This is a genomic window from Paenibacillus sp. ALE2 (assembly GCF_054113385.1).
In genome coordinates, this window is record NZ_CM134213.1 from 3,932,013 (window position 1) to 3,955,152 (window position 23,140).

23 protein-coding genes are annotated in these 23,140 nt (G+C 44.9%); 19 read left to right on the forward strand and 4 right to left on the reverse strand.

From position 1 onward, the window contains the following. From dxs to ACXHJ1_RS17150, 11 genes are all read left to right on the forward strand, one after another. Window positions 1–1,899 carry a 1-deoxy-D-xylulose-5-phosphate synthase gene (dxs, locus tag ACXHJ1_RS17100; RefSeq protein WP_016822284.1) on the forward strand — a complete coding sequence of 633 codons (1,899 nt, stop codon included), beginning with the start codon at window positions 1–3 and terminating at the stop codon, window positions 1,897–1,899. 75 nt (window positions 1,900–1,974) lie between these two features. Continuing rightward, window positions 1,975–2,826, forward strand: coding sequence for a TlyA family RNA methyltransferase (locus ACXHJ1_RS17105; protein WP_016822283.1), 852 nt, complete (start codon window positions 1,975–1,977; stop codon window positions 2,824–2,826). Between the two features lie 154 nt (window positions 2,827–2,980). Continuing rightward, window positions 2,981–3,457: a hypothetical protein gene (locus ACXHJ1_RS17110; RefSeq protein ID WP_107733393.1), complete on the forward strand. Its 477-nt coding sequence runs from the start codon at window positions 2,981–2,983 to the stop codon at window positions 3,455–3,457. Between the two features lie 16 nt (window positions 3,458–3,473). Beyond that, window positions 3,474–3,923: a transcriptional regulator AhrC/ArgR gene (gene ahrC, locus ACXHJ1_RS17115; protein WP_013371768.1), complete on the forward strand. Its 450-nt coding sequence runs from the start codon at window positions 3,474–3,476 to the stop codon at window positions 3,921–3,923. A 58-nt stretch (window positions 3,924–3,981) separates the two neighbouring features. Next, the gene (gene recN / locus ACXHJ1_RS17120; RefSeq protein WP_249506764.1) at window positions 3,982–5,700 is read left to right on the forward strand and encodes a DNA repair protein RecN; all 1,719 of its coding nucleotides are present in this window, start codon (window positions 3,982–3,984) and stop codon (window positions 5,698–5,700) included. Between the two features lie 123 nt (window positions 5,701–5,823). Next, the gene (gene spoIVB, locus ACXHJ1_RS17125) at window positions 5,824–6,984 is read left to right on the forward strand and encodes a SpoIVB peptidase (protein ID WP_164964871.1); all 1,161 of its coding nucleotides are present in this window, start codon (window positions 5,824–5,826) and stop codon (window positions 6,982–6,984) included. 216 nt (window positions 6,985–7,200) lie between these two features. Further along, window positions 7,201–8,004, forward strand: a complete 804-nt coding sequence (gene spo0A, locus ACXHJ1_RS17130) for a sporulation transcription factor Spo0A (RefSeq protein WP_013371763.1) — start codon at window positions 7,201–7,203, stop codon at window positions 8,002–8,004. A gap of 561 nt (window positions 8,005–8,565) precedes the next feature. Continuing rightward, complete coding sequence (locus ACXHJ1_RS17135; RefSeq protein ID WP_457904949.1) at window positions 8,566–9,315, forward strand: class I SAM-dependent methyltransferase; 750 nt, start codon at window positions 8,566–8,568, stop codon at window positions 9,313–9,315. A 249-nt stretch (window positions 9,316–9,564) separates the two neighbouring features. Beyond that, the gene (locus ACXHJ1_RS17140) at window positions 9,565–11,265 is read left to right on the forward strand and encodes a methyl-accepting chemotaxis protein (RefSeq protein ID WP_016822278.1); all 1,701 of its coding nucleotides are present in this window, start codon (window positions 9,565–9,567) and stop codon (window positions 11,263–11,265) included. 169 nt (window positions 11,266–11,434) lie between these two features. Further along, window positions 11,435–11,938, forward strand: a complete 504-nt coding sequence (locus ACXHJ1_RS17145) for a hypothetical protein (protein ID WP_290402720.1) — start codon at window positions 11,435–11,437, stop codon at window positions 11,936–11,938. A gap of 359 nt (window positions 11,939–12,297) precedes the next feature. Further along, a complete protein-coding gene (locus tag ACXHJ1_RS17150; RefSeq protein WP_457904950.1) occupies window positions 12,298–12,702 on the forward strand; it encodes a hypothetical protein in 405 nt (134 codons plus the stop codon). Between the two features lie 121 nt (window positions 12,703–12,823). Here the strand turns inward: ACXHJ1_RS17150 and ACXHJ1_RS17155 are convergent, their stop codons facing one another. After that, on the reverse strand, window positions 12,824–13,600 hold the full coding sequence (locus tag ACXHJ1_RS17155; RefSeq protein WP_031461691.1) for a sporulation protein: 777 nt from the start codon (window positions 13,598–13,600) through the stop codon (window positions 12,824–12,826). Between the two features lie 169 nt (window positions 13,601–13,769). Further along, entirely contained in the window at window positions 13,770–14,366 is a 597-nt protein-coding gene (locus ACXHJ1_RS17160) for a thymidine kinase (protein WP_026065459.1), read from the reverse strand. A gap of 207 nt (window positions 14,367–14,573) precedes the next feature. On the opposite strand from ACXHJ1_RS17160, the gene ACXHJ1_RS17165 reads away from it, so the two are divergent. From ACXHJ1_RS17165 to lipB, 6 genes are all read left to right on the forward strand, one after another. Then, the gene (locus ACXHJ1_RS17165) at window positions 14,574–14,807 is read left to right on the forward strand and encodes a hypothetical protein (protein WP_017427510.1); all 234 of its coding nucleotides are present in this window, start codon (window positions 14,574–14,576) and stop codon (window positions 14,805–14,807) included. Window positions 14,808–14,928: 121 nt separating this feature from the next. Next, complete coding sequence (gene lpdA / locus ACXHJ1_RS17170; protein WP_457904951.1) at window positions 14,929–16,350, forward strand: dihydrolipoyl dehydrogenase; 1,422 nt, start codon at window positions 14,929–14,931, stop codon at window positions 16,348–16,350. A gap of 140 nt (window positions 16,351–16,490) precedes the next feature. Further along, entirely contained in the window at window positions 16,491–17,519 is a 1,029-nt protein-coding gene (locus tag ACXHJ1_RS17175) for a thiamine pyrophosphate-dependent dehydrogenase E1 component subunit alpha (protein WP_013371751.1), read from the forward strand. Between the two features lie 2 nt (window positions 17,520–17,521). Then, the gene (locus ACXHJ1_RS17180) at window positions 17,522–18,508 is read left to right on the forward strand and encodes an alpha-ketoacid dehydrogenase subunit beta (RefSeq protein ID WP_107733399.1); all 987 of its coding nucleotides are present in this window, start codon (window positions 17,522–17,524) and stop codon (window positions 18,506–18,508) included. A gap of 89 nt (window positions 18,509–18,597) precedes the next feature. Continuing rightward, complete coding sequence (locus ACXHJ1_RS17185) at window positions 18,598–19,992, forward strand: dihydrolipoamide acetyltransferase family protein (protein ID WP_457904952.1); 1,395 nt, start codon at window positions 18,598–18,600, stop codon at window positions 19,990–19,992. A 45-nt stretch (window positions 19,993–20,037) separates the two neighbouring features. Continuing rightward, window positions 20,038–20,736: a lipoyl(octanoyl) transferase LipB gene (gene lipB, locus ACXHJ1_RS17190; RefSeq protein WP_016822269.1), complete on the forward strand. Its 699-nt coding sequence runs from the start codon at window positions 20,038–20,040 to the stop codon at window positions 20,734–20,736. A gap of 123 nt (window positions 20,737–20,859) precedes the next feature. Here lipB and prli42 read toward each other — a convergent pair whose 3' ends face one another. Then, window positions 20,860–20,964, reverse strand: a complete 105-nt coding sequence (gene prli42 / locus ACXHJ1_RS17195) for a stressosome-associated protein Prli42 (RefSeq protein ID WP_016822268.1) — start codon at window positions 20,962–20,964, stop codon at window positions 20,860–20,862. Window positions 20,965–21,049: 85 nt separating this feature from the next. Between prli42 and ACXHJ1_RS17200 the strand changes: the two genes are divergently transcribed. Next, window positions 21,050–22,183, forward strand: coding sequence for a tripeptidase T (locus ACXHJ1_RS17200; protein ID WP_457904953.1), 1,134 nt, complete (start codon window positions 21,050–21,052; stop codon window positions 22,181–22,183). A gap of 68 nt (window positions 22,184–22,251) precedes the next feature. On the opposite strand, the gene mciZ is transcribed toward ACXHJ1_RS17200, so the two are convergent. After that, on the reverse strand, window positions 22,252–22,395 hold the full coding sequence (mciZ, locus tag ACXHJ1_RS17205) for a Z-ring formation inhibitor MciZ (RefSeq protein WP_016822266.1): 144 nt from the start codon (window positions 22,393–22,395) through the stop codon (window positions 22,252–22,254). A 133-nt stretch (window positions 22,396–22,528) separates the two neighbouring features. On the opposite strand from mciZ, the gene ACXHJ1_RS17210 reads away from it, so the two are divergent. Continuing rightward, entirely contained in the window at window positions 22,529–23,140 is a 612-nt protein-coding gene (locus ACXHJ1_RS17210; protein ID WP_016822265.1) for an NUDIX domain-containing protein, read from the forward strand.

Below are 23,140 nucleotides of genomic sequence, written 5' to 3' on the forward strand. Positions count from 1 at the left end.
GTGCTGCTTCCACACATAAAGCAACCAGGCGATCTGAAATCACTGTCGGTTGAGGAGTTGGCTTCTCTAGCCGAGGAAATCAGGAGCTTTTTGATTGAGAAGCTGTCCGTGACTGGGGGGCATCTGGCATCGAATCTGGGAGTGGTTGAGCTCACGATCGCCCTGCATTATTGCTATAACAGTCCAAAGGACAAGATGATTTATGACGTTGGGCACCAAGCCTACGTGCACAAAATATTGACAGGGCGAATGGATCGTTTTGATACACTTCGTCAGCGTGATGGACTTTGTGGTTTTGTAAAAAGAAGTGAGAGCGAGCATGATGTTTGGGAAGCTGGACATAGCAGCACTTCCCTTTCGGCTGCAATGGGGATGGCCTTGGCACGTGATTTGAAGGGCGAGGACAATAAAGTTATTGCAATGATCGGGGACGGCGCGTTGACTGGGGGCATGGCCTTCGAAGCATTAAACCATATTGGTCATGAACGTAAAAATTTAATGGTCATTCTGAATGATAATGAAATGTCCATCGCCCCGAATGTAGGGGCCATGCATAATTATTTGAGCAAAATTCGCTCGGACCGTCACTATTTGCGGGCAAAGGATGAGCTGGAAGTTTTGCTGAAAAAAATACCCGCTATAGGCGGTAAACTTGCCAAATCGGCTGGCCGCGTCAAGGACAGTCTTAAATATATGATGGTTCCAGGTGTGCTGTTTGAAGAGCTGGGATTTACGTATCTTGGTCCGGTGGACGGACATGATTTGTCCAAGCTAATTGAGACTTTTCAGCAGGCTGATAACGTGACTGGCCCTGTATTAGTGCATGTCGTAACCACCAAGGGTAAAGGCTATAAGCCTGCGGAGGCCGATTCACACAAGTGGCACGGCATCAGTCCATACAAAATTGAATCAGGTCAGGTACTCAAAGCTGTAGGCAATCCGATGTATACGGAAATTTTCGGTAGAACGCTGATTGAGCTGGCTGAACAGGATGAGCGCATCATTGCGGTCACCCCTGCAATGCCTGGTGGATCAGGACTAGTACCTTTTAGTAAAGAGTTTCCTACACGTATGATCGACGTCGGCATTGCTGAGCAGCATGCTGCAACCATGTGTGCAGCGTTAGCAATGGAAGGGATGAAGCCGGTATTTGCGGTGTATTCCACTTTTATGCAGCGTGCATATGACCAAATTGTGCACGATATTTGTCGTCATAATGCCAATGTGATGTTCGCGATTGATCGTGCTGGTTTTGTTGGTGCAGACGGTGAAACTCATCATGGCGTGTTTGATGTAGCATTCTTGCGTCATATCCCGAATCTTGTGCTTATGATGCCAAAGGATGAAAATGAGCTCCGCCATATGATGAAAACAGCACTTGACTACGAAGACGGTCCAATTGCTTATCGTTACCCACGTGTTAATGTGGTTGGCGTGCCGTTGGATAAAGAATTGCGGGTTATTCCTATCGGCAGTTGGGAGCTTCTGCGTAAAGGTGAGGGCTTCGCTGTAATCGCTTCAGGACCGATGCTCCAAGTGGCGACAGAGGCTGCGGAGGCGATGAAACGTGAGGGTATGCAAGTGGGCGTTGTGAATGCTCGCTTCCTCAAGCCTTTGGATGAGGAGATGTTGCGTGAGCTGGCCCGCCAGCATACGAAGCTGATTGTATTGGAAGAAGCTTCTGAAGCAGGAAGTTTGGGTAGTGCCGTACTGGAATTTTACGCCAAAGAAGAAATACAAGATGCACAGGTGCGGTTAATGGGGATTCCCGATCTGTTTGTGGAGCACGGCTCCATCAAAGAGCAACGCGCTGAAGTGGGACTTACCGTTGAAGCTGTGTGCTTAAAGCTGCGTAAGTGGTCCGCTGAGCCAGCATATGGCATGGGGCAATCTGTATAGGATAACTTAAAGTAAACAACATGATTTTATAAAAAGTATGACAAGAGCAGCCTGGCTGCCTAAAGGGAGATTAACATGTCTGTTCCGAAGGAACGCATTGATGTATTGCTTGTAGAACAAGGTTTTTTTGAAAGCCGCGAAAAAGCTAAAGCCGCGATCATGGCAGGTTTAGTGTTGGCGGACAGTGAACGGATCGAGAAAGCGGGAATGAAGGTACCCCGTTCCAGTGAGCTTAAAGTTAAAGGTTCGGTGCATCCGTATGTAAGCCGTGGAGGGTTGAAGCTCGAAAAGGCCATCCGTCAATTCGAGCTGGACATGAAGGGCAGGACGATGCTAGATATCGGTTCATCAACCGGAGGCTTTACGGATTGTGCGCTTCAACATGGAGCTCAGTACGTGTATGCCATTGACGTGGGGTATAATCAGCTGGATTGGTCACTTCGTAATGATGAGCGTGTATGCGTTATGGAGAAAACGAATTTCAGATATATGACACCTGCGGATTTGAGCGGTCCTGTGCCTAATTTCGCAAGTATTGATGTTTCTTTTATTTCGTTACGAATTATTTTGCCGCCATTGCTTGCATTGCTGCATCAACCTGCTGATATTGTAGCTCTAATCAAGCCTCAATTCGAAGCTGGTCGCGAAAAGGTTGGGAAATCTGGCGTGGTTCGAGAACCTGCTACGCATAAAGAAGTATTGCAGACCATCTTAATGTTTGCACATGAGCTTGGACTTACGTTGCAAGGCTTGGCCTTTTCCCCGATTACAGGCGGCGAAGGAAATATTGAATTTTTAGCGCATTGGCGTTTGGATGGGCTCCCGGCCGCAGAATCGCAGCTGGAAAAGATGGATTACAGTCCACTGATTGAACGAACTGTTCAGGAAGCAGGTCAGACTTTTAATAATGGCCCATCGCGTAAGTGACATTCAGGGGTTCTCCATGAGTTCTGTGAACTTAAGAGAACCTCTTTTTGGTGTGAGGGATTGCTTGTAGAACTCACGTTCGCCTATAATGGATGTACAGATGAAAAGGAATTTTGCGTCATGTCCTAGAATATGTCCATGAGGTGATCGGTTCATGGACACGCAATACGATACGGTTATCATCACTGTGATCGGGGTGATATTAGGGATATGGGCTTTTTATAGCCTGCGTGCCTGGTTAAAGGAGCCGGGACCGCTTGTGCTAAAAACGATACCGATTAATGAGGATTTAAACGAAGGACCTGCTGTGGACCAACTGGAGGAAGCAGGATATGAGGTGGTGGGCGGGAAAATGAAAATACCGCTTGCTTTTAAAGTGAATGGACATACCGTGTATAGCCGTTTGTTTATTGACTACGTAGCTGTACGTAACGGTTCGACATATATGGTCAAAACGTCACGCCGCAAGAAACCTATGGAGTGGAACGGTCCTGATTTACGGGACAGGCTTATGCCTTATTTGCTGCTCTATCCAGGCTGTGCGGGGGTATTGTACGTTGATACGGACGAGAAAAGTATTCGTCTTATTACAATAGTGGAAGACCTCGAAGAAGAGGAATATGAAGGTTAATCCATAGGAGGATTATATGAAGGGTCAACGACATATTAAAATCAGGGAAATTATTTCACAACATGAGATTGAAACGCAGGATGATCTAGTTGAAGCATTGCGTGAGGCTGGTTTTCAGGTCACCCAGGCCACTGTATCCCGGGATATCAAAGAACTGCTGCTCATAAAGGTTCCAATGGACGACGGCAGATATAAATATTCGATGCCTTCAGACCAGCGTTACAATCCGACGCAGAAACTGAAACGTACATTGGTTGACAACTTTTTGCATATTGACTACACAACCAATCTGATTGTGATGAAGTGCCTGCCAGGAACAGCTAACTCGATTGCTGCTTTATTAGACAATATCGAATGGTCTGAGGTCATGGGTACGATTAGCGGGGATGACACCATTTTGATTATTTGCCGATCGGAAGAAAACAGTGAAACTATCGTGAATCGTCTTATGGGCTACATTTCCTAATTATAAAGGCTACGCATATTAGGCGTTTTAATTTGTACATCATAGAGGTGAAAGAACGATGCTGGTCACTTTGTCTATACGGAATTTGGCAGTCGTAGAGGCTGTCGATGTTCATTTTTATAAAGGATTTCATGTATTGAGCGGGGAAACTGGTGCTGGTAAATCCATTATTATTGACGCACTTGGGCTGATTGCGGGCGGCAGGGGCTCTGCTGATCTTGTGCGTTACGGTTGTGATAAAGCAGAAATGGAGGCCTTGTTTGAACTGCCGGTCAAACATCCCGTTTGGAGTACGTTGGAGGAACAAGGGATTAAGGCTAACCCAGAAGAGCATTTACTGATTCGTCGAGAACTTACAGTTCAAGGGAAAAGTTCATCTCGAATTAACGGTCAGATGGTTAATTTAACGATGTTGCGTGAGGTAGGTGAGCAACTCGTTAATATTCATGGGCAGCATGAGCATCAAAGCTTGCTGCGTGCAGATCGCCATCTGGCGCTGCTGGATACGTTCGGTGATTCAGTCATCGGTCCAGTCAAAGCGCTTTACAGGGAGCGCTACAATGCTTTTGTCAAAGCGGAAAAAGAAGTAAGGGAATTGCAAAGCTCCAGTCAAAAGGCTTATCAGCTGTTGGACATGTATCGTTTCCAATTGGAAGAGATCGCTGCGGCAGAATTAAAATTGGGTGAAGATGAATTATTGGCAGAGGAACGGGTCAAGCTATCCCATAGTGAGAAAATGATGGATGGAATATCAGGAGCATATGAGCTGTTAAGTGGCAGAGGCGGGCTGGATACGGTCAATAACGTGTTGTCCAGATTAAATGATGTTCAGAGCTATGATAGTAAAAGTCTTCAGCCCATTGCGGAGCAGATTCAGTCTGCTTTCTATCAGTTGGAGGATGCAGCGTTTCAATTACGTTCTTATCGTGAGGATATTGAATTTAATCCGGGCAAGCTGCATGAGGTGGAGCAACGTTTGAATCAAATTACCGGACTACAGCGAAAATATGGTGATAGTATAGAACAGATTTTGGAATACTATAGCCGTATTGAGCAGGAAACCGATCTGTTGGAAAATAAAGATGAGCGGCTGGAGCAGCTCATTGCAAAGCGGGATGAGTTGCTTTCGGATTTGCTGGAGATTGCTGAAGAGCTTACAGAAGCGCGTGAAATTTGTGCCGAAGAGCTTGCAGAGCAAGTAGAGCAGGAATTAAAAGATCTTCAAATGGGAAGAACGTCACTCAAGGTACGCATTGATCCAATTGAAGATCCACGGGGATATGAATATAAGGGTCTAAAGGTACGGCCTACCAAGCAAGGGATAGATAATACGGAATTTCTGATTTCGCCCAATCCAGGTGAGCCACTTCGCCCACTCGGTAAAATCGCTTCTGGTGGTGAGTTATCACGTATCATGTTGGCAATGAAAAGTATTTTTGCGCGTCATGATCAAATACCGGTGCTCATTTTTGACGAGGTGGATACTGGGGTAAGTGGTCGTGCAGCTCAGTCTATAGCCGAGAAGCTGTATCGTTTGTCTTCCGTTTGTCAGGTGTTTTCCATTACTCATTTGCCGCAGGTGGCGTGTATGGCAGATCATCAGTACCTGATTGAAAAAAATGTGCATGACGGACGAACCATGACTCAAATTGAGGGACTAACGGAGGAAGGTCGGGTTAAGGAATTGGCACGGATGCTGGGCGGCGTAGAAATTACCGAAAAAACATTGCATCACGCACAGGAAATGCTGAATTTGGCGGAAGGAAAGAAAGCCTGAAAAGAGCGGCTGGCGTAATGATTAACAGTTATAAAAGCCTGGGGGCAAGGTTACCTTATAGGTACGCAATTGGCGACCACCTTTACTCGTCAAGCGAAAGAAGCAAAGGGAGCGTGACAGCCATTGAATTTTTTCTCCAGGATCAAATTGCTCGGTCTTTTGCTTGTTTTTCTTATGTGTTCTCTCGGTAACGCTCAGCATGTGCAAGCAGCGCTGCCTCTACAAGCTTCTTTGGATTTATTCGGCTCTAAAAGCATGAAAACAACCCAGGAAAGCGTGGTTCCCGATTTGAAAGTATACCCAGGGGGCCAGACGATCGGGGTCAAAGTAAAATCTTCAGGAGTGCTTGTCGTTGGTCACCATATCATTCAGGAAAGCAATGATCGTAAGGTGTCACCTGGTGAGACAGCTGGTATTCGCCTAGGGGACCGTATTACACACATGAACGGCAAACCCCTCAATAGTCTCGCCAGGGTAGCGGAAGCCGTGGACGAGGCAGGTAAAAACAAAAAGCCGCTTGACATCACGCTTTGTCGAGGCGAACAGACGATCTCCACCAAGTTAACCCCAGCATATGATCAAGAGGATAAAGCGTGGCGGCTCGGGTTATATATTAGAGACTCGGCTGCAGGCGTAGGTACATTAACGTTTTATGCACCGGATCAGGGGGTTTACGGGGCCTTGGGTCATGTAATTACTGATATGAATACTCAAACTCCCATTGTCGTGGGCAGCGGAGAGATTGTGCAATCCAATGTGACGTCAATTGCGAAAAGCCAGAGTGGGGAACCCGGAGAGAAACGTGCTCATTTTCTCAAGGATCATCGGATCTTAGGAAATATTGAACGAAATACGAACTTTGGAATATTTGGGAAAATGTCAGATGAGCCGCAAAATGGATTGTATTCGACGCCCATTCCGGTGGGACTTGCGAATGAAGTAAAAGAAGGACCAGCAGAAATTTTGACTGTACTGGAAGGTCAACAAATTCAGCGTTTTCAGGCAGAAATTGTACACATTTCTCAGCAGGATAAACCAGCAACCAAAGGGCTTGTGATTCGGGTTGTAGATCCAAAGCTATTAGATAAGACCGGCGGAATCGTGCAAGGGATGAGTGGGAGTCCGATTATCCAAAATGGTAAGCTGATCGGAGCTGTAACGCATGTATTTGTTAATGATCCTAAATCAGGTTACGGATGTTTTATCGAATGGATGTTGCGTGACGCAGGAATCATGCATAATAAACTGAGCTTGAAGTCATCCTCTAATCTTAAGGCGAGCTAGTGGCCTTAAGATTTTTTTGTCGAAAAGGAGAGGAATAACTCAGATTTGCAAGATAAAAATTCAATTATAATTGAATTTATAAAAAAAATAAATAAAAATAATTTTCGACAGAAGGAATTCATAATTCGATGTCGAAATCATATACTCCGACAAGAAATATTTATTTAATGCAAACAGATGTCCCAATGGAATAACACTCACTAAGGAGGAAGTACATTGCAAAAAATTGAGGTATTGTTGGCTGATGACAACCGGGAATTTACGAATTTGCTTGCTGAATATATTTCCGATCAGGAGGATATGGAAGTTACAGGAATCGCCTTCAATGGTGAAGAAGTACTCCAACGCATCGCAGAATCCCGCAACATACCTGATGTACTTATTTTAGATATTATTATGCCTCATCTGGATGGTCTCGGTGTATTGGAGCGTTTGAGAGAAATGAACCTGACTCCACAACCGAAAATCATTATGCTGACTGCATTCGGTCAAGAAAATATTACACAAAGGGCCGTTCAACTCGGGGCATCTTATTATATTTTGAAGCCGTTTGATATGGAAGTGCTTGCGAACCGTATACGCCAATTGGTAGGACCGCAATTAGTCAGCAACAGTCCGGTAACCGTTTCATCTATGCGGTCCAACGTTGTGCCTATGGGTAAGACGAAAAACCTGGATGCCAGCATCACGGCTATCATTCATGAGATTGGCGTACCAGCTCACATCAAGGGCTATCAATATCTACGTGAAGCCATTACGATGGTGTACAATAATATCGAAATTTTGGGAGCCATCACCAAAACCCTATATCCGGCAATTGCCGAAAAGTTCAAAACGACGGCATCCCGCGTAGAACGCGCCATTCGTCATGCCATCGAGGTAGCATGGACCCGTGGAAATATCGACAGCATCTCTCACCTGTTCGGCTACACTATTAATATCAGCAAGTCCAAACCAACCAATTCAGAATTTATCGCGATGGTCGCAGACAAATTGCGGATTGAGAATAAGGTGTCCTGAAAGGATCAGGATGATTAATGGATTCCGACTTTGACATTTGTCAATGTTAAAATGAAGGGATGGTTAGTCATCTCCAAAACAACTGTCCTTAACGAATAAACTTTTGAATTGTAAAACCAGCAAATACCGCTTATTTATTGGTTCATCCATGACCGATAAATAAGCGGTATTTTTTTACGGACAATTTTGAATTTTAACCTAACAATCTTTTGCCTCTACATGTGCTGCTGTCTGCTACCCTTAAACTAAATCTCTAACACTAAGGAGGGCTTTAATTCAAGTGGATATACGCTTTCCCTATAGGGAGAAGGGGGCAAAGAAGTTTAGCGACTAACCATTCTTGATTGGTATGCCTGATTAGAAATATAATAAAAGCAAACTTTCAAATGAGGTGAATCGGATGTCTTTCCGTATTGTTCGAAGTATTTAGTTTCCGGGCTGGAAAAAAACGCGTACCAGCTGTTAAGGGGGAAGTCTACCCTATTGACTACAAAACTAAAATTTTGAATAAATTCGGTTTGCCATTCTGTAGTTTATTATCTTATTTGAAGGTGGATAAAAATGAAATCAATTGAATATAAAGAGTTTTATGATAAGGTTGGAAAAACCAACGGATGGGATTTCAGTAATGTGAAATGTATCTCTGAAGGAGTAAAATGGGACTTCTACAATGAAGTATCAAAGACGTGTGAGAAGTCGGACATATTGCTTGATATCGGCACTGGTGGTGGGGAAGCTATTTTAGCAATGGCGAATTCTGCATTACTTTTAGTCGGGATTGACCAATCTACTGGAATGATTGAAACGGCAACAAAGAATTCTATCAAATCTGATATAGCGAATGTTCGTTTTCTACAGATGGATGCTGAAAATCTGAATTTTCCCAGGGAATTCTTTAATGTAGTCTCTTCTCGACATTCGTGCTTCTGTGCAAAAGAAATAGTTAAGGTGTTAGTTAAGGGTGGTATATTTTTAACACAGCAAGTAAGCGAAAATGACAAATTAAACATTAAAGAAGCGTTTGGAAGAGGGCAGGCATTGGGTAATAAGAAAGATTCGTTGAAAACTCAATGTATTACAGAACTAAATGAAGCGGGTTTTAACGACATTCAGTCATTCGAATTTAATGCAACCGAATATTATCAGACTCCTACAGACTTAGTTTTCCTTTTAAAACACACTCCCATTATTCCTGACTTTGGACAAAAACAAAATGATTTTGAAATACTCCAACAATTCATTCTGGACAACCAAACTCCAAAAGGAATTAGGACAAATGCAGAGCGATTTATGATTGTGGCTAGGAAGTAAAACGTAAAGGGATACCCGCTTTTTTGGGGTGTCTCTTTTTTGCTTGCAATGCTTCAACAGATGAATTAGATGGTTGAAAAATAATACTCTCACGCGGCTTATTATATGCCTCAATCAGTTATATAACAATCACGAAGAAAAGTTTTCCTTTTGTAAACAGTTCTGAAATTCTCTTTAATTTTGATATAAACAATGTGTCGATTCTTGTCGATATAATATCTATTATATAGAGAACTAAGGAGCGAATATATGAAATTTAACATTCGAACAAAATTGTTATTGGGTTTCCTTGCGGTAATAATCCTGTTGGTTGTGATTAGTACAGTATCGATCTCGAGAATGAAAAAATTAGGCGATACTTCAATGGAAATTGATAGCCATTGGATGCCAAGTGTGACCATCCTCGGAACACTAAATGGTGATGTATCTGATGTAGAGCGGCTTTCATTAAATATTATTGTAGAACGTGACCCGGAGGAAATGGAGAAGGTTCAGGCCGAATATGATAAGGTTTTAAAAAAAGTTGAAGAAGGCCGAAAAACTTACGAAAAATTAATTGCTACCCCTAAGGAACGTGAAATGTATGAAAAATTCTCCAAAGCGTATACAGAGTATTTGGATAAGTTGCCAGAAGTGATTGCAGCCGGGAGAGCTAATGATTACACTCAGTCAAGCATCCTTCACCAGGAATCCTATAAGTTATGGTATAGTTCAAACGATATGATCGCTCAGCTTATTAAGTTGAATGCAGATGGATCAAAACTGACTACAAAAGAAGCTGTTGATAACTTTATTTTAGGTAGACAATTAGTAATTGTTTTGAGCATTGCAGCCGTTATCCTAGCATTGATCATGGCGATCATTATAGCCCAAATTATTTCTAAGCCTATTTTGCGCATCAGTCGTGCTGCTGAAAGCATTGCGTCCGGTGACCTTACTGGGGAAGCTATTGTCGTGAAGGGCAAGGATGAGATTAGCACGCTGACGCATTCCTTTAATACTATGGTTGAAAACCTTCGTCAACTGATTCAGTCTGTAAGTAATACGACTGAGTTGGTTACCACTTCCTCGGAAGAATTGACGGCCAGCGCAGAGCAAAATAGCCAAGCAACTGCACAAATCACCGAAACAGTGCAAGAAGTAGCTACAGGGACGGGCGATCAAGTAGATATGGTGACCAAGTCATCCCAGGCTATTGAGGAAATGTCCATTGGTGTGGAACAAATTGCAATCCGTGCGCAAAATGTTTTTGCATCAGCTCAGGATGCAGCTCACAAATCAGCTGAAGGCAATCAGTTGATCCAGCAGGCTGTTGTCCAGATGAATAGTGTGAATGACTCTATGAATAGCTTGGCTGATCTTATGGCTGGATTGGGAGAGCGTTCAGATGAAATTGGGAAGATTATTGATGTCATCACCAATATTTCAAGTCAGACCAATCTTCTTGCCCTGAACGCTGCCATTGAAGCAGCCCGCGCAGGAGACCACGGTAGCGGCTTTGCTGTAGTTGCAGGTGAAGTGCGTAAGCTGGCTGAACAATCGGCTCATTCTGCTCAACAAATTACGGAGCTGGTGGGATTGATACAGAAGGACACCTCGCATGCTATTGAGGCGGTAGCATCCAATGGGCGAGATGTCATGACAGGTCGGGAAGTCGTGCAAAATGCAGGTGCATCCTTTGAGCTTATTCAGGAAACTGTTAATAAAGTGGCCAGTGAAATTGAAGAGGTCTCTGCTGGATCGGAGCAAATGTCTGCAAGTACCGATGAGATTGTTGGCTTTGTTAAACAAATTTCAGCGATTGCTGAAGAAGCTGCAGCCGGGACACAGCACGTATCTGCCGCGACTCAAGAACAACTGGCATCGATGGAGGAAATTGCTTCCTCTGCAAGAAATCTGTCCAAAATGGCAGAAGATCTACAAGGACAAATTGGTAAATTCAAGGTATAAATCGTATACCGTTTCTATATTTCAGGGGAAAAAGCCGCTCTATTGTGAGGGGCTTTTTTCCTATTCATTTTTAATTAATATATTGCGATTTTACCGTGGAGATATGCGGGGTCTGTAATTGGAAAGATATGATATAATGGTGGGAAATTCTTTGAGTTGGAGTGATATCATGGACAATAAGACTGAACTTAAAGCAAGTGACCTGCGTCAGTTAGCGATAGACAAAATCATAGCTGTACCATTTTTGAATGATTTTAAATATCTGAAAAGCAGAAAAGTTTTGAAAAAAGAAAACAAGGAATTTTTATTTGAAATTTGTTTTGGCGCGACCAAATATAGTGCATTAAAAGTTTACATTAACGTGGAATCTAAAAGTATAAAAAAGAAGTATAGTACAGGGGCTTGTTTTCACAGTGAGTTGATCGCTTTAACCAAGAAATATACGGGCAACAGGGATTACCTTGTGTCCACAGAAGCAGAAAGAGAACGAGTGATCCAAGAGATTACTGAAGATATCTACACTTTTGCGCTGCCCTTTTTCAAGCGATTTGAACATGTAGAAACACTAGCAGAACAAGTACATAAGTCAGGCTTTTTACCACATCGCAAACGTTTTGATAAATTTAATCCGTTGACGAAAAGATTCATTGATTTTTATTATCAAGGGGAGTAATGTAGCCATCTGAGACATTTTTGTGCTCATCATCGGGAAGTAGATAAGCATTATGATAAGGAGCACGATGTCCATAGAGTGGATATTATCGTTTTTCAAAAGGATGATGTACAATTTGTAAAAAGGCTCAAACTACTCCTCGGCATAACATGTTTTACCTAACATGATCAATGTCTCGTTAAGAGGCGAGTCGGATGTTTCACTGGAGGGTAGATTTTTACATGGGTAGCAATCGAATGACCAACATAGAGGCTGTATACACGGATATATACAATCATATGTTATAGGCTAAGTCATCGTATTGAACGGGCTAGTGGTATGGATGCAAAAGATTCTAAAGCAAAGGCGGGGATGAGAGCATGTGGAATAGTCTGACTTGGGTGATCGTCGGCGTGTTGTTAGTGGCGTTGGGTTGGATTGTTATGGCATGGCGTGGACGTAGCAGCAATAAACAAGCGAATGAACATCGGGGCAATAATGTCATTGAACTTCGTCCTCGTAAGCCTGCCCGACAATCCCGCACCGCAAATGAAATGAAGTCTAAAATGTCTTCTGAAACACGCACAAATACAAAAGTGGCAGATATTAAGACTCAAGCTGGGTTTGGACTGTCTGACTCAATCCAGAGCACAGGCAAGCAAAAATGCTCCTTTTGTAAAAAAGAAGAAAAATTAACCTTTTATGCTGATGATAATGGTTCGCTATATGGAGTATGTAAAGAGTGTAAGCATAAGGCGGAAAGACAGGATATGCTGCCACTTTAGTCTATGCAAACTATTGAGGACCATCATTAAAGAATTCTTATAATTCATAAAAACTCCCAACCATATGTAAATAAATTGGTTAGGAGTTTTTTGTTAGTATTTTGCTATATTTACTACATTGTTAGCGAAGTTGCCTGTCAATCAATTCCTCTAGCGCATCAGCTATATGATCTGGTCCATAGGATAGTTCTTCCCTGCTTAAGCTCAACCAGGCATGACGCTCATCCATATCGAAGGCAGTCTCAAGCCAACCGGACAAGCCTCTGCCTCTACGATCTACTTCTACAAGCACATGTACTCCCTCGGGTTCCAACTGCATAATCAGCTCTAGCTCCTCGATATCCCGTGCATACTCCGAGCCAGGCGTAAACTCAAACTCCTGCACAAATGGAACACCGCGTCCAAGCTTGGGGTGACGTTCGCAGGTGGAGGAACGGAATCGGAAGCCTAACAGGTGAACCGCCTCAAACACCGTACTCATATAAGGATGCGGCTCGATTTTAAGTGAATCACGATCGGTCGGGTCCAAAGCCATGCCAATATCCAATGCTGTTTCCAGCCAGACAGGCTGTTTGGCATGAGTAACAGGGGTTTCCAAAGGCAATCTGAAGGAAAAGGGGATTTCAAGCTCCTGTCCTTGCTTTAGATGAAAGCCATCAGATACCTTGATCCGCGCAATGCAGCAGGTGGTGACGGTTTTTTTATCATCGTGCTCTACGATATATTCAGTCTTGAGCTCAATATCAATTTTGCCGATTTCCTGATCAATTTTACCGCCCTTGATACGTATGATGCCACTAAGTTCTTCTCCAGGCACATATACAGTTTGGTCCACTAACGTATCGACTTTGGCTGAACCGATTCCTGCACTTGCTAAGATCTTGTTAAAGAAACTCATCATTCCGTCCCCCCGATAATCTTATGGTTATGGTAAACACACGAAAACTAAAAACCTGTACAGCTTAACCGGATATACGGGGAAATAGCTTAAACCGTTCCAAAAAAATGCAAGAAAAAAGTAATGGAAAACAAGTAGGCTCATAGAGTTTGCTGACCCATGTAGCTTACTAATCGCAGTTCACTTTATGGGGAGGTATAAAACATTTACGACAACGAGGCTCATAAGCCTCAGAGTCACCGATCATCACGATAGGTCCTACAGTGGAAGGTTTTCCATTGACCATACGCTGTGTAAATACTGCTTCCGAACTGCCGCATACAGCGCAGAAGGAAGTCAGCTTTTCGATGTCATCCGCCATAGCGAGCAGACCACCGACATAGCCAAACTCCTTGCCTCGGTAATCCAGATTCAGCCCATCGGCAATGACATGCTTTCCGCAATAAGCTAACTCTTGTATGAGCGACATAATATGTCGACTGAAAAACTGGACTTCGTCAAAGGCAACCACATCGGCATCTTTCGTTTCTTGCAAAATATGCTGAACGAGCTCATCCGTAAGTTTTCTTGGAATAGAGATAGCGGGTAGCCGATATCCGATCCGACTTACAATTTCGTCCTCGGCATAACGGTTATCTTCAGCTGGTTTGTAAGCGACCACCTTGCGATGCCCGTATTGGATTAGTTTCTGACAACGGCGAATTAATTCGCCGGATTTTTCACTGAACATGGGGCCTGTAATTATCGTAATTCGTCCTGTAGGCAAAGCGAATTCCCCTCTCTTAACATGTACATTATGCTGTAAATCTTCATCTCCGAAAGAAAACGCCATTATAGATTACCATAACGAGCCACATACAGACTAGAGAAAATATATTGTTTTTCGACATGTTTTTGTATGTCTATTCTTAAAACGTAAATGTGGTCGTCATTGCTCTGCCGCCGCGGGCATGATATGGTGAAGCGTAGTGGAATGAAGGGAAGAGTGGAAGGCATGGACGAAAAAAACACGGATTATAGTGCCAAAAGAAGAGCATTACTGGAACAAGGACTGATTAGCCCGCAAGCTCTGGAGCTAATCATTGAGCTGGAGACAGAGCTAGATCTTCTGAACAAGCAAAATGAATCGTTCCGCAAGGCGTTACGAGCCAAATCAGCACAAAGTCCAAGAATGTCTACCAAATTACGAGATGCGCTGTATGAATGATATGGAGAGATATCTAGATTAGGTAGATGATTTGCAGCCTATGCCTAAACGCTATATTTTGTACAGTGAAATAAAGAGAGTACAATAAGCTATATATAATCAATGTTAATGGAGGAGAAACATGACTATACATTGTGATGTCGCTATTTTGGGTGGAGGAACCGGAGGGTATGTAGCAGCAATTCGCGCAGCTCAGCTCGGCAAGGAAGTGGTTATCATCGAAAAGGACAAGCTTGGCGGAACCTGTCTGCACCGAGGTTGTATACCAAGCAAGGCTTTGCTGCGCAGTGCGGAAGTATATGCAACGATTAAAGAAAGTGCGCAATATGGTATCGAGACATCGGGAGCACAGCTTGTATTTCCCAAGGTTCAGGAACGTAAGGAAGCCGTTGTGGAGCAGTTACACCAGGGCGTTCAATTTTTGATGCGTAAAAATAAAATTACGGTGCTGAGCGGTAAGGGACGCGTGATTGGACCGTCTATATTTTCTCCTAAAAGCGGAGCAGTGGCTGTGGAATTAGAAGATGGCGAGATGGAGACGATTGTTCCTGCACATCTCATTATTGCAACAGGATCACGTCCGCGTGTGCTGCCTGGATTGGAGCCAGATGGCGAATTTATTCTGAGCAGTGACGAAGCATTGACTATGGAGAAGCTGCCAGCATCTCTGATTATCGTAGGTGGTGGTGTCATTGGCGTGGAATGGGCTTCCATGCTGAATGATTTTGGCGTGGAGGTTACAGTGGTTGAGGCCGCAAATCGACTTATTCCTACGGAGGACGAGGACGTTTCGCGTGAAATGCAGCGCTTGTTAACCAAGCGTGGTGTCAAGGTGCTGACGGGGGCACAAGTGTTGGTCGAAACCTATGGCAAGGATGAGGAAGGCGTACAGATTGACGTGCAAAAAGGAGAAGAAACCGAAACTCTCAGTGCTTCCAAACTGCTCATTTCTGTAGGTCGTCAGGCGAATGTGGAGAATATCGGGCTGGAAAATACAGATATCCGCGTGGAGCGTGGCTTTATCTCGGTTAATGAGCATTTGCAGACAAATGAGCCACATATCTACGCCATCGGGGATTGCATCGGCGGCTTACAACTGGCCCATGCAGCAAGTCATGAAGGTTTGCAGGCAGTTCATCATTTGGCGGGCGAAGAGTTTCACAGCGTACCCAACTATATGATTCCGCGGTGTATTTACACACGTCCTGAAGCCGCAAGCGTCGGCTTGACGGAGCAAGAAGCCCGTGAACGTGGACACCAGGTGAAAACAGGGAAGTTCCCTTTCCAAGCGATCGGGAAATCGCTAGTATACGGTAGTCGGGACGGCTTCGTTAAAGTGGTGGCGGACCAGACAACTAATGATATTCTCGGTGTACATATGATCGGTACGCATGTAACGGATCTGATCAGCGAGGCCGCTCTTGCGCAATTGCTGGATGCTACGCCGTGGGAAGTCGGACAGCTTATTCATCCGCATCCAACGTTGTCGGAGATTTTGGGAGAAGCGATGCTGGCCGTTGATGGACAAGCGATAGGCATATAAACGTTTCAAATAAATCGGTACTTTTCTTTTTGGGGCGAAAAGGATTATAATGGGGTTAGTCAGAGTTTAGTACCAGGTTTTAAGACAAGATGGTACTAGGTGCTGAAAGTAGGATGTTTGACATTTAAGGAGGTGCCTCAATGAGTTCTAAAGGCGCTGTAGACGCTGGCTTCAGACATGAACAGCTGGGACTTACTCACGGACAAGTAATTGATATGTACAGATATATGTTGCTCGCAAGAAGATTTGACGAGCGCAACATGCTCCTGCAACGGGCAGGAAAAATTAACTTCCACGTTTCCGGCATTGGCCAGGAGGCGGCACAAGTTGGTGCAGCTTTCGCTTTAGATCGGGAAAAGGACTATTTCCTTCCCTATTACCGGGATTACGGATTCGTGCTTGCAGTTGGTATGACACCGCGCGAATTGATGTTGTCGGCATTTGCCAAGGCAGATGACCCTAATAGCGGCGGTCGCCAGATGCCGGGGCATTTTGGTAGTAAACGACTGCGTATTGTGACAGGCTCCAGCCCAGTGACCACACAGGTTCCACATGCAGTCGGTGTAGCGCTGGCCGCCAAGATGCAGAAAAAGGATTTTGTATCGTTTGTTACGTTTGGGGAAGGCTCCAGCAATCAGGGGGATTTTCACGAAGGCTGTAACTTTGCGGGTGTACAGAAGCTGCCAGTCATCATTATGTGCGAGAACAATCAATATGCGATATCGGTTCCGATTCATAAGCAGTTGGCAGGCAAGGTAAGCGACCGAGCATTGGGTTACGGATTCCCTGGTATTCGTGTCGATGGTAATGATGCGCTAGCCGTATATGCCGCGGTGAAGGAAGCACGTGAACGTGCTGTCCGCGGTGAAGGTCCTACGCTAATTGAAGCGATGATGTACCGTCTGTCCCCTCACTCCACTTCGGATAATGATCTGGCTTACCGGACCAAGGAGGAAGTGGATGAGAACTGGGCCAAGGACGGCGTAGCCCGCATGAAGAGTTACTTGATCGAATGCGGCATTTGGGATGAGGCCAAAGATGCAGATCTGTCGGCCGAACTGCTGCTCGAAGTCAAGGAAGCCATTGAATATGCAGATAATGCGCCTTTTCCTAAGCCCGAAGATACGCTACTGCATGTGTATGCTGATAGCGATGGGGAGGGTCGGTAATTATGGCGATGATGGAATATATTGATGCGATACGTCTTGCTATGAAGGAAGAAATGGAGCAGGATGAAACGGTTTTTATATTAGGTGAGGACGTCGGCGTAAAAGGCGGTGTTTTTACAACGACTAAGGGGCTCATGGACCAATTTGGTGAGCAACGTGTCATGGATACACCATTGGCAGAGTCGGCGATTGCAGGGGTTGCAATTGGTGCGGCAATGTACGGAATGAAGCCGATTGCCGAAATGCAATATTCGGACTTCATGCTGCCAGCGACGAATCAGATTATTAGTGAAGCTGCTAAAATCCGCTACCGCTCTAACAACGATTGGAATTGTCCGGTGGTGATCCGCGCACCTATCGGTGGCGGTATTTTTGGTGGTTTGTATCACTCTCAGTGTCCGGAATCTATCTTTTTTGGTACACCGGGTCTAAAAATTGTTGCTCCATTTACACCTTATGACGCCAAAGGATTGCTGAAAGCAGCCATTCGTGACCCTGACCCAGTGCTGTTTTTTGAAAATAAAAAATCCTACAAGCTGATTAAGGGTGAAGTGCCTGAGGATGATTATATCGTTCCAATCGGCAAGGCTAATCTACTGCGTGAGGGTGACGATATTACGGTCATCGGTTATAGCCAGCCATTGCATTTTGTTATGCAGGCAGCTGAGGAATTGGAGAAGGAAGAGGGCATTACCGCACATGTTGTGGATTTGCGCACACTCCAGCCATTGGATCGCGAAGCCATTATCGAGGCTGCACGACATACAGGTAAGGTCTTAATCGTTCATGAGGACAACAAAACGGGCGGTATCGGTGCCGAGGTATCAGCTATTATTAATGAAGAGTGTCTGTTCGAACTGGATGCACCGATTGAGCGTCTGTGCGCTCCTGATGTGCCAGCCATGCCGATCAGTCCACCAATGGAGAAGTTTTATATGTTAAACAAGGATAAAGTGAAGGAAGCCATGCGCCGTCTCGCCATGTATTAATATAGAGCAGATTCGGGCGAAAGTATTCCAAAAGAGTAGTGGGGCAGCGATAAAACGCGCCCTTCTATGATGTTAAGGAGTTGAAAAAAATGTCAGACCAAACACAATGGAACGACGTGACCATGCCGCAATTGGCTGAATCACTCGTATCGGCAACAATTGCCAAATGGCTGAAACAACCTGGTGACCCAGTAGAGCAATTTGAGCCAATTTGCGAGGTCATTACAGATAAAGTGAACGCTGAAATCCCATCCACATTGGATGGCATTATGGGTGACCTGTTGGCGGAGGAAGGTCAGACGGTAGCGGTAGGCGAGTTGATTTGCCGTATTCAGACGAAGTCGGCTGCACCTACAGCATCAACAGGAGGAGCGGCACCAGCGGCATCAGCATCTCAAGGCAACGTACAAGCACAATCCCAGCAGAGTGCTGGATCGGATCAGTCCATGCGCGGACGTTTTTCTCCAGCAGTTCAAACTCTGGCTGCTGAGCACAATGTGGACCTAAGCAGGGTGCCAGGCACAGGCATGGGGGGAAGAATTACTCGCAAAGACGTGCTGAATTTTGTTCAGCAGGGCGGCTCAGCTCCAACTGGAGTGACTGACCAAACGACTGGGACGACCCAAGGTCAAGGATCTCCTTTTGCAGGAATACAGCAGTCCGCCGCTCAGCATAGTCCACCAGTTCAAAATATGGACCCTGCGATTCCGGTGCGCAACAGTGGTATTCATTTAACAGAGGCACCAAAAGTTCCTATGATCGAAGTTGAGGGTGGCAACAATAACAGATCCGAGTATTTTATTGATGTTACACCTATTCGTAGTGCAATTGCCCGTAATATGCGGCAAAGTGTTTCGGAAATTCCTCATGCCTGGACGACGATTGAAGTGGATGTGACCAATCTGGTGATGCTCCGCAACAAGATCAAAAACGAGTTCAAGCAAAAAGAAGGCATCAATATTACGTATCTGGCTTTTCTCATGAAAGCAGTCGTGAATGCAATCAAAGAATATCCGATCATGAATTCGGTGTGGGCAGTCGATAAAATTATCATCAAAAGAGACATCAATATTTCGTTGGCCGTAGGCACGGAGGACTCTGTTCTTACTCCTGTTATTAAAAAAGCCGACCAAAAAAATATTGCTGGTTTAGCTCGTGAAATTGACGATTTGGCACGTAAAACTCGCGAAGGTACACTCAAACTGGACGACATGCAGGGTGGAACGTTCACCGTCAACAACACCGGTTCCTTTGGTTCCATTTTATCTTATCCGGTGATTAACTATCCGCAGGCTGCAATTCTTACCTTTGAATCCATTGTCAAAAGACCAGTGGTCATTGATGATATGATTGCGGTGCGCTCGATGGCTAATCTGTGTCTGTCGCTGGATCATCGTATTTTAGACGGAGTGATTTGCGGACGATTCCTGCAACGGGTTAAAGAAAATCTAGAAGGCTACACCTTGGATACGAAGCTGTACTAATCATCCGAACAGTTAGGTAAATGGACGGAGAGGAAGTGACAGGCCGTGAACAGACGACCGCTTGATGTAACCTATACGAATAGGATGGAATATGCCCATGCTTGGGATGTTCAGAAGGAGATTGTGGGAAAGCTGGATGCGGGGGAGGCGAGAGAAACGCTTATGCTTCTCCAGCATCCGCCAACCTACACCATTGGTTCCCAGAGGCATCCTGAGCATCTGCTCCTCACACCAGAGCAACTGAAAGAGCAGGGCATCAGCGTCTTTCAAATTGATCGTGGGGGAGACATTACATATCATGGACCAGGGCAACTTGTCGGATATCCCTTACTTGTGCTTGGCAACCGAGAGGCGTTAAATCTGCACGGATACCTTCGAAGTTTGGAAGAAGTGATCATTCAGTTGCTGGCATCTTATGGGATTGAAGGGAGTCGTAAGCCTGAATATACGGGGGTATGGATCGGGAATCTTAAAATTGCGGCCATTGGTGTCAAATTTAACAAGTGTAAGCACCGTCGGGGCTTCGTAACCAGCCATGGCTTTGCCTTTAACATCAAGTCAGGAATACAGCATGAAGGTTTTGAAGGCATTGTTCCATGCGGAATTCAGGAATACGGTGTGACATCATTAGAGGACTGTACACAGCAGTCTTTTTCGGTAGAGCAGATTGCGAGGGAAATTGTGCCGTACTTTGAACAGCAATTTTCATTTGCTGCGCAATGGCAGACGCATTCCTTCCAATAAAAGGTCAGGCGGGCAATTGTGTGATTGACACGGGAGCCCGCCTGTTTGTTTGCTTGTGCAGCAGCTCGTCCACACATAGCTTGTAACGGATCTTGGGTAGCCCAAACTTGAGCGGTGTAGTTGTTATAGTGGCATAATAAACGGCTCAATCACCATGAACAGCGTAGAACCAATCATAGCTGCGAGCATAACGTAGACGAAAAAACGAACCCATTTTTTGTTAGACATGTGTAACTCCTTTAGGATAGGTTTAAGTCATAGATAAGAACATCTATCCGTATTGTAACGTAATCGGGAAAGAGAGGAAAGTTTAATGACAGTAGAGATAGTAAAAGATCGAATCGTACAGGAATTTATGGAACTCGTACAGGTGGACAGTGAAACAAAGCATGAACAGGAAATATCACGTGTTCTGAAAGAAAAGTTTAATGCACTTGGACTGGAAGTCGTAGAAGACGATTCCCGTGAAAGAACGGGACATGGTTCGGGTAATTTGATTGTTACCTGGAAAGCGGAAGGTGTGGAGCAAGCACCCAAAATATTTTTTACCTGTCACATGGATACCGTAACTCCAGGTAAGGGTATCAAGCCGAAGTTGGGTGAGGATGGCTGGATTCGCAGTGATGGTTCAACAATTTTGGGTTCGGACGACAAGGCTGGGATTGCTGCTTTGTTCGAGGCGATTCGTGTCGTGCGCGAGCAGAACATTCCCCATGGTCAAATTCAGTTCGTGATTACGGCTGGAGAGGAATCTGGTTTAATGGGTGCACGGGCGATGAAGCCGGAAGTGCTGGATTCTGACTTCGGATACGCTTTGGATTCGAACGGTGAGGTGGGTTCTATTTGTATAGCTGCTCCCACACAGGCACGTATTGAGATGAGAATTACTGGGAAGTCTGCACATGCGGGAGTCAATCCTGAAGACGGCATCAGTGCCATTCAAGTCGCTTCTAAAGCCATTTCTAAAATGAAATTGGGACGCATTGACAAGGAGACGACCGCTAACATCGGCAGTTTCGAAGGCGGCGGCGCGACGAATGTGGTCTGCGATTTTGTATTGATCCGTGCGGAGGCTCGCAGTATTGTACAGGAAAAGGTTAATCATCAAATTCAGCATATGCGTGAAGCGCTCGAAACCACTACGCGTGAATTTGGTGCCCAGGGAGAGTTCCGTAGTGAAGTCATCTATCCAGCATTCAGCTTTACGGAGCATGATGAAGTTGTACAGGTTGCTCAGCGTGCTATTCAAGGGCTGGGACTGGCAACATCAACCTTCCATTCCGGTGGGGGCTCAGATGCCAATGTATTCAACGGGCTTGGAATTCCAACTGTGAATTTGGCGGTGGGCTACCAGAACATCCACACAACAGAGGAAAAGATCAAGGCCGATGATCTAGTGAAGGTTGCTGAAGTAGTTGTAGCTCTGATTCAAGAAACTACAAAGTAAGACTTACCTTTTACATTTACAATATACCGAAAAGGGTTCAGGCTAAAGAAAGGAACGGTGTTCCTCCTTTAGATCTGAACCTTTTTTGGAACAATTAGCGAAGCAATAGTAGCTGTAGGTCCATATTCCTTTTGCCATTGACGCAGGAGGGCTTGAATCTGCCAGGCTTTGCCGACGATATGGAGAGTGGTTTCAGTCCGGTAGCTTTTCATGTTCTGAAATCTCCTTATAACAGAAGTTTTGATATACTACCCCCAGCATATGTTCCAAGTGGACAAGTTAGACTAAAGTTGGAGATAATTAATAATGAAAGAAAGATAGAAGACGAAGGAGGAAACATGCCTGATGAACGACCAAACGAACGAACAAGTGAACAATCCAACAAGCCATGCACTTCGCAAGCCTTATTCCAATCCTGCGCTGGAGGAAAAGACCGTATCCACACAGCCTATCTTTGAAGGAAAGGTCATTACGGTACAGGTAGACACGGTAGAGCTTCCCGACGGCTCAACTGGAAAGCGTGAAATCGTCAAGCATCCAGGTGCAGTGGCAATTTTGGCTCTGCACGAGGGGAAAATGCTGGTGGTGGACCAGTACAGACAAGCTATGGGGCGCTGTGAGGTTGAAATCCCCGCAGGCAAGCTGGAGCGAGGCGAAGACCCGATGGAAGCAGCGGGACGTGAATTGAGAGAAGAAACAGGCTATACAGCCAAATCGTTGAAGCTGCTTCACTCTTTTTATACTTCTCCTGGCTTTGCGGATGAAATCATACATTTGTATGTGGCCGAAGAACTGGAGCGAGGTGAGATGGAACCAGATGAGGATGAATTTCTGGAGCTATTTGAGGTGACGCTGGAAGAAGCACACACACTTATTCGTGAAGGGCGCATTAGTGATGCCAAAACGATTCTGGCCGTCTATGCGTGGCAACTTCGCCAACAAACAGGGAGCTTCTAA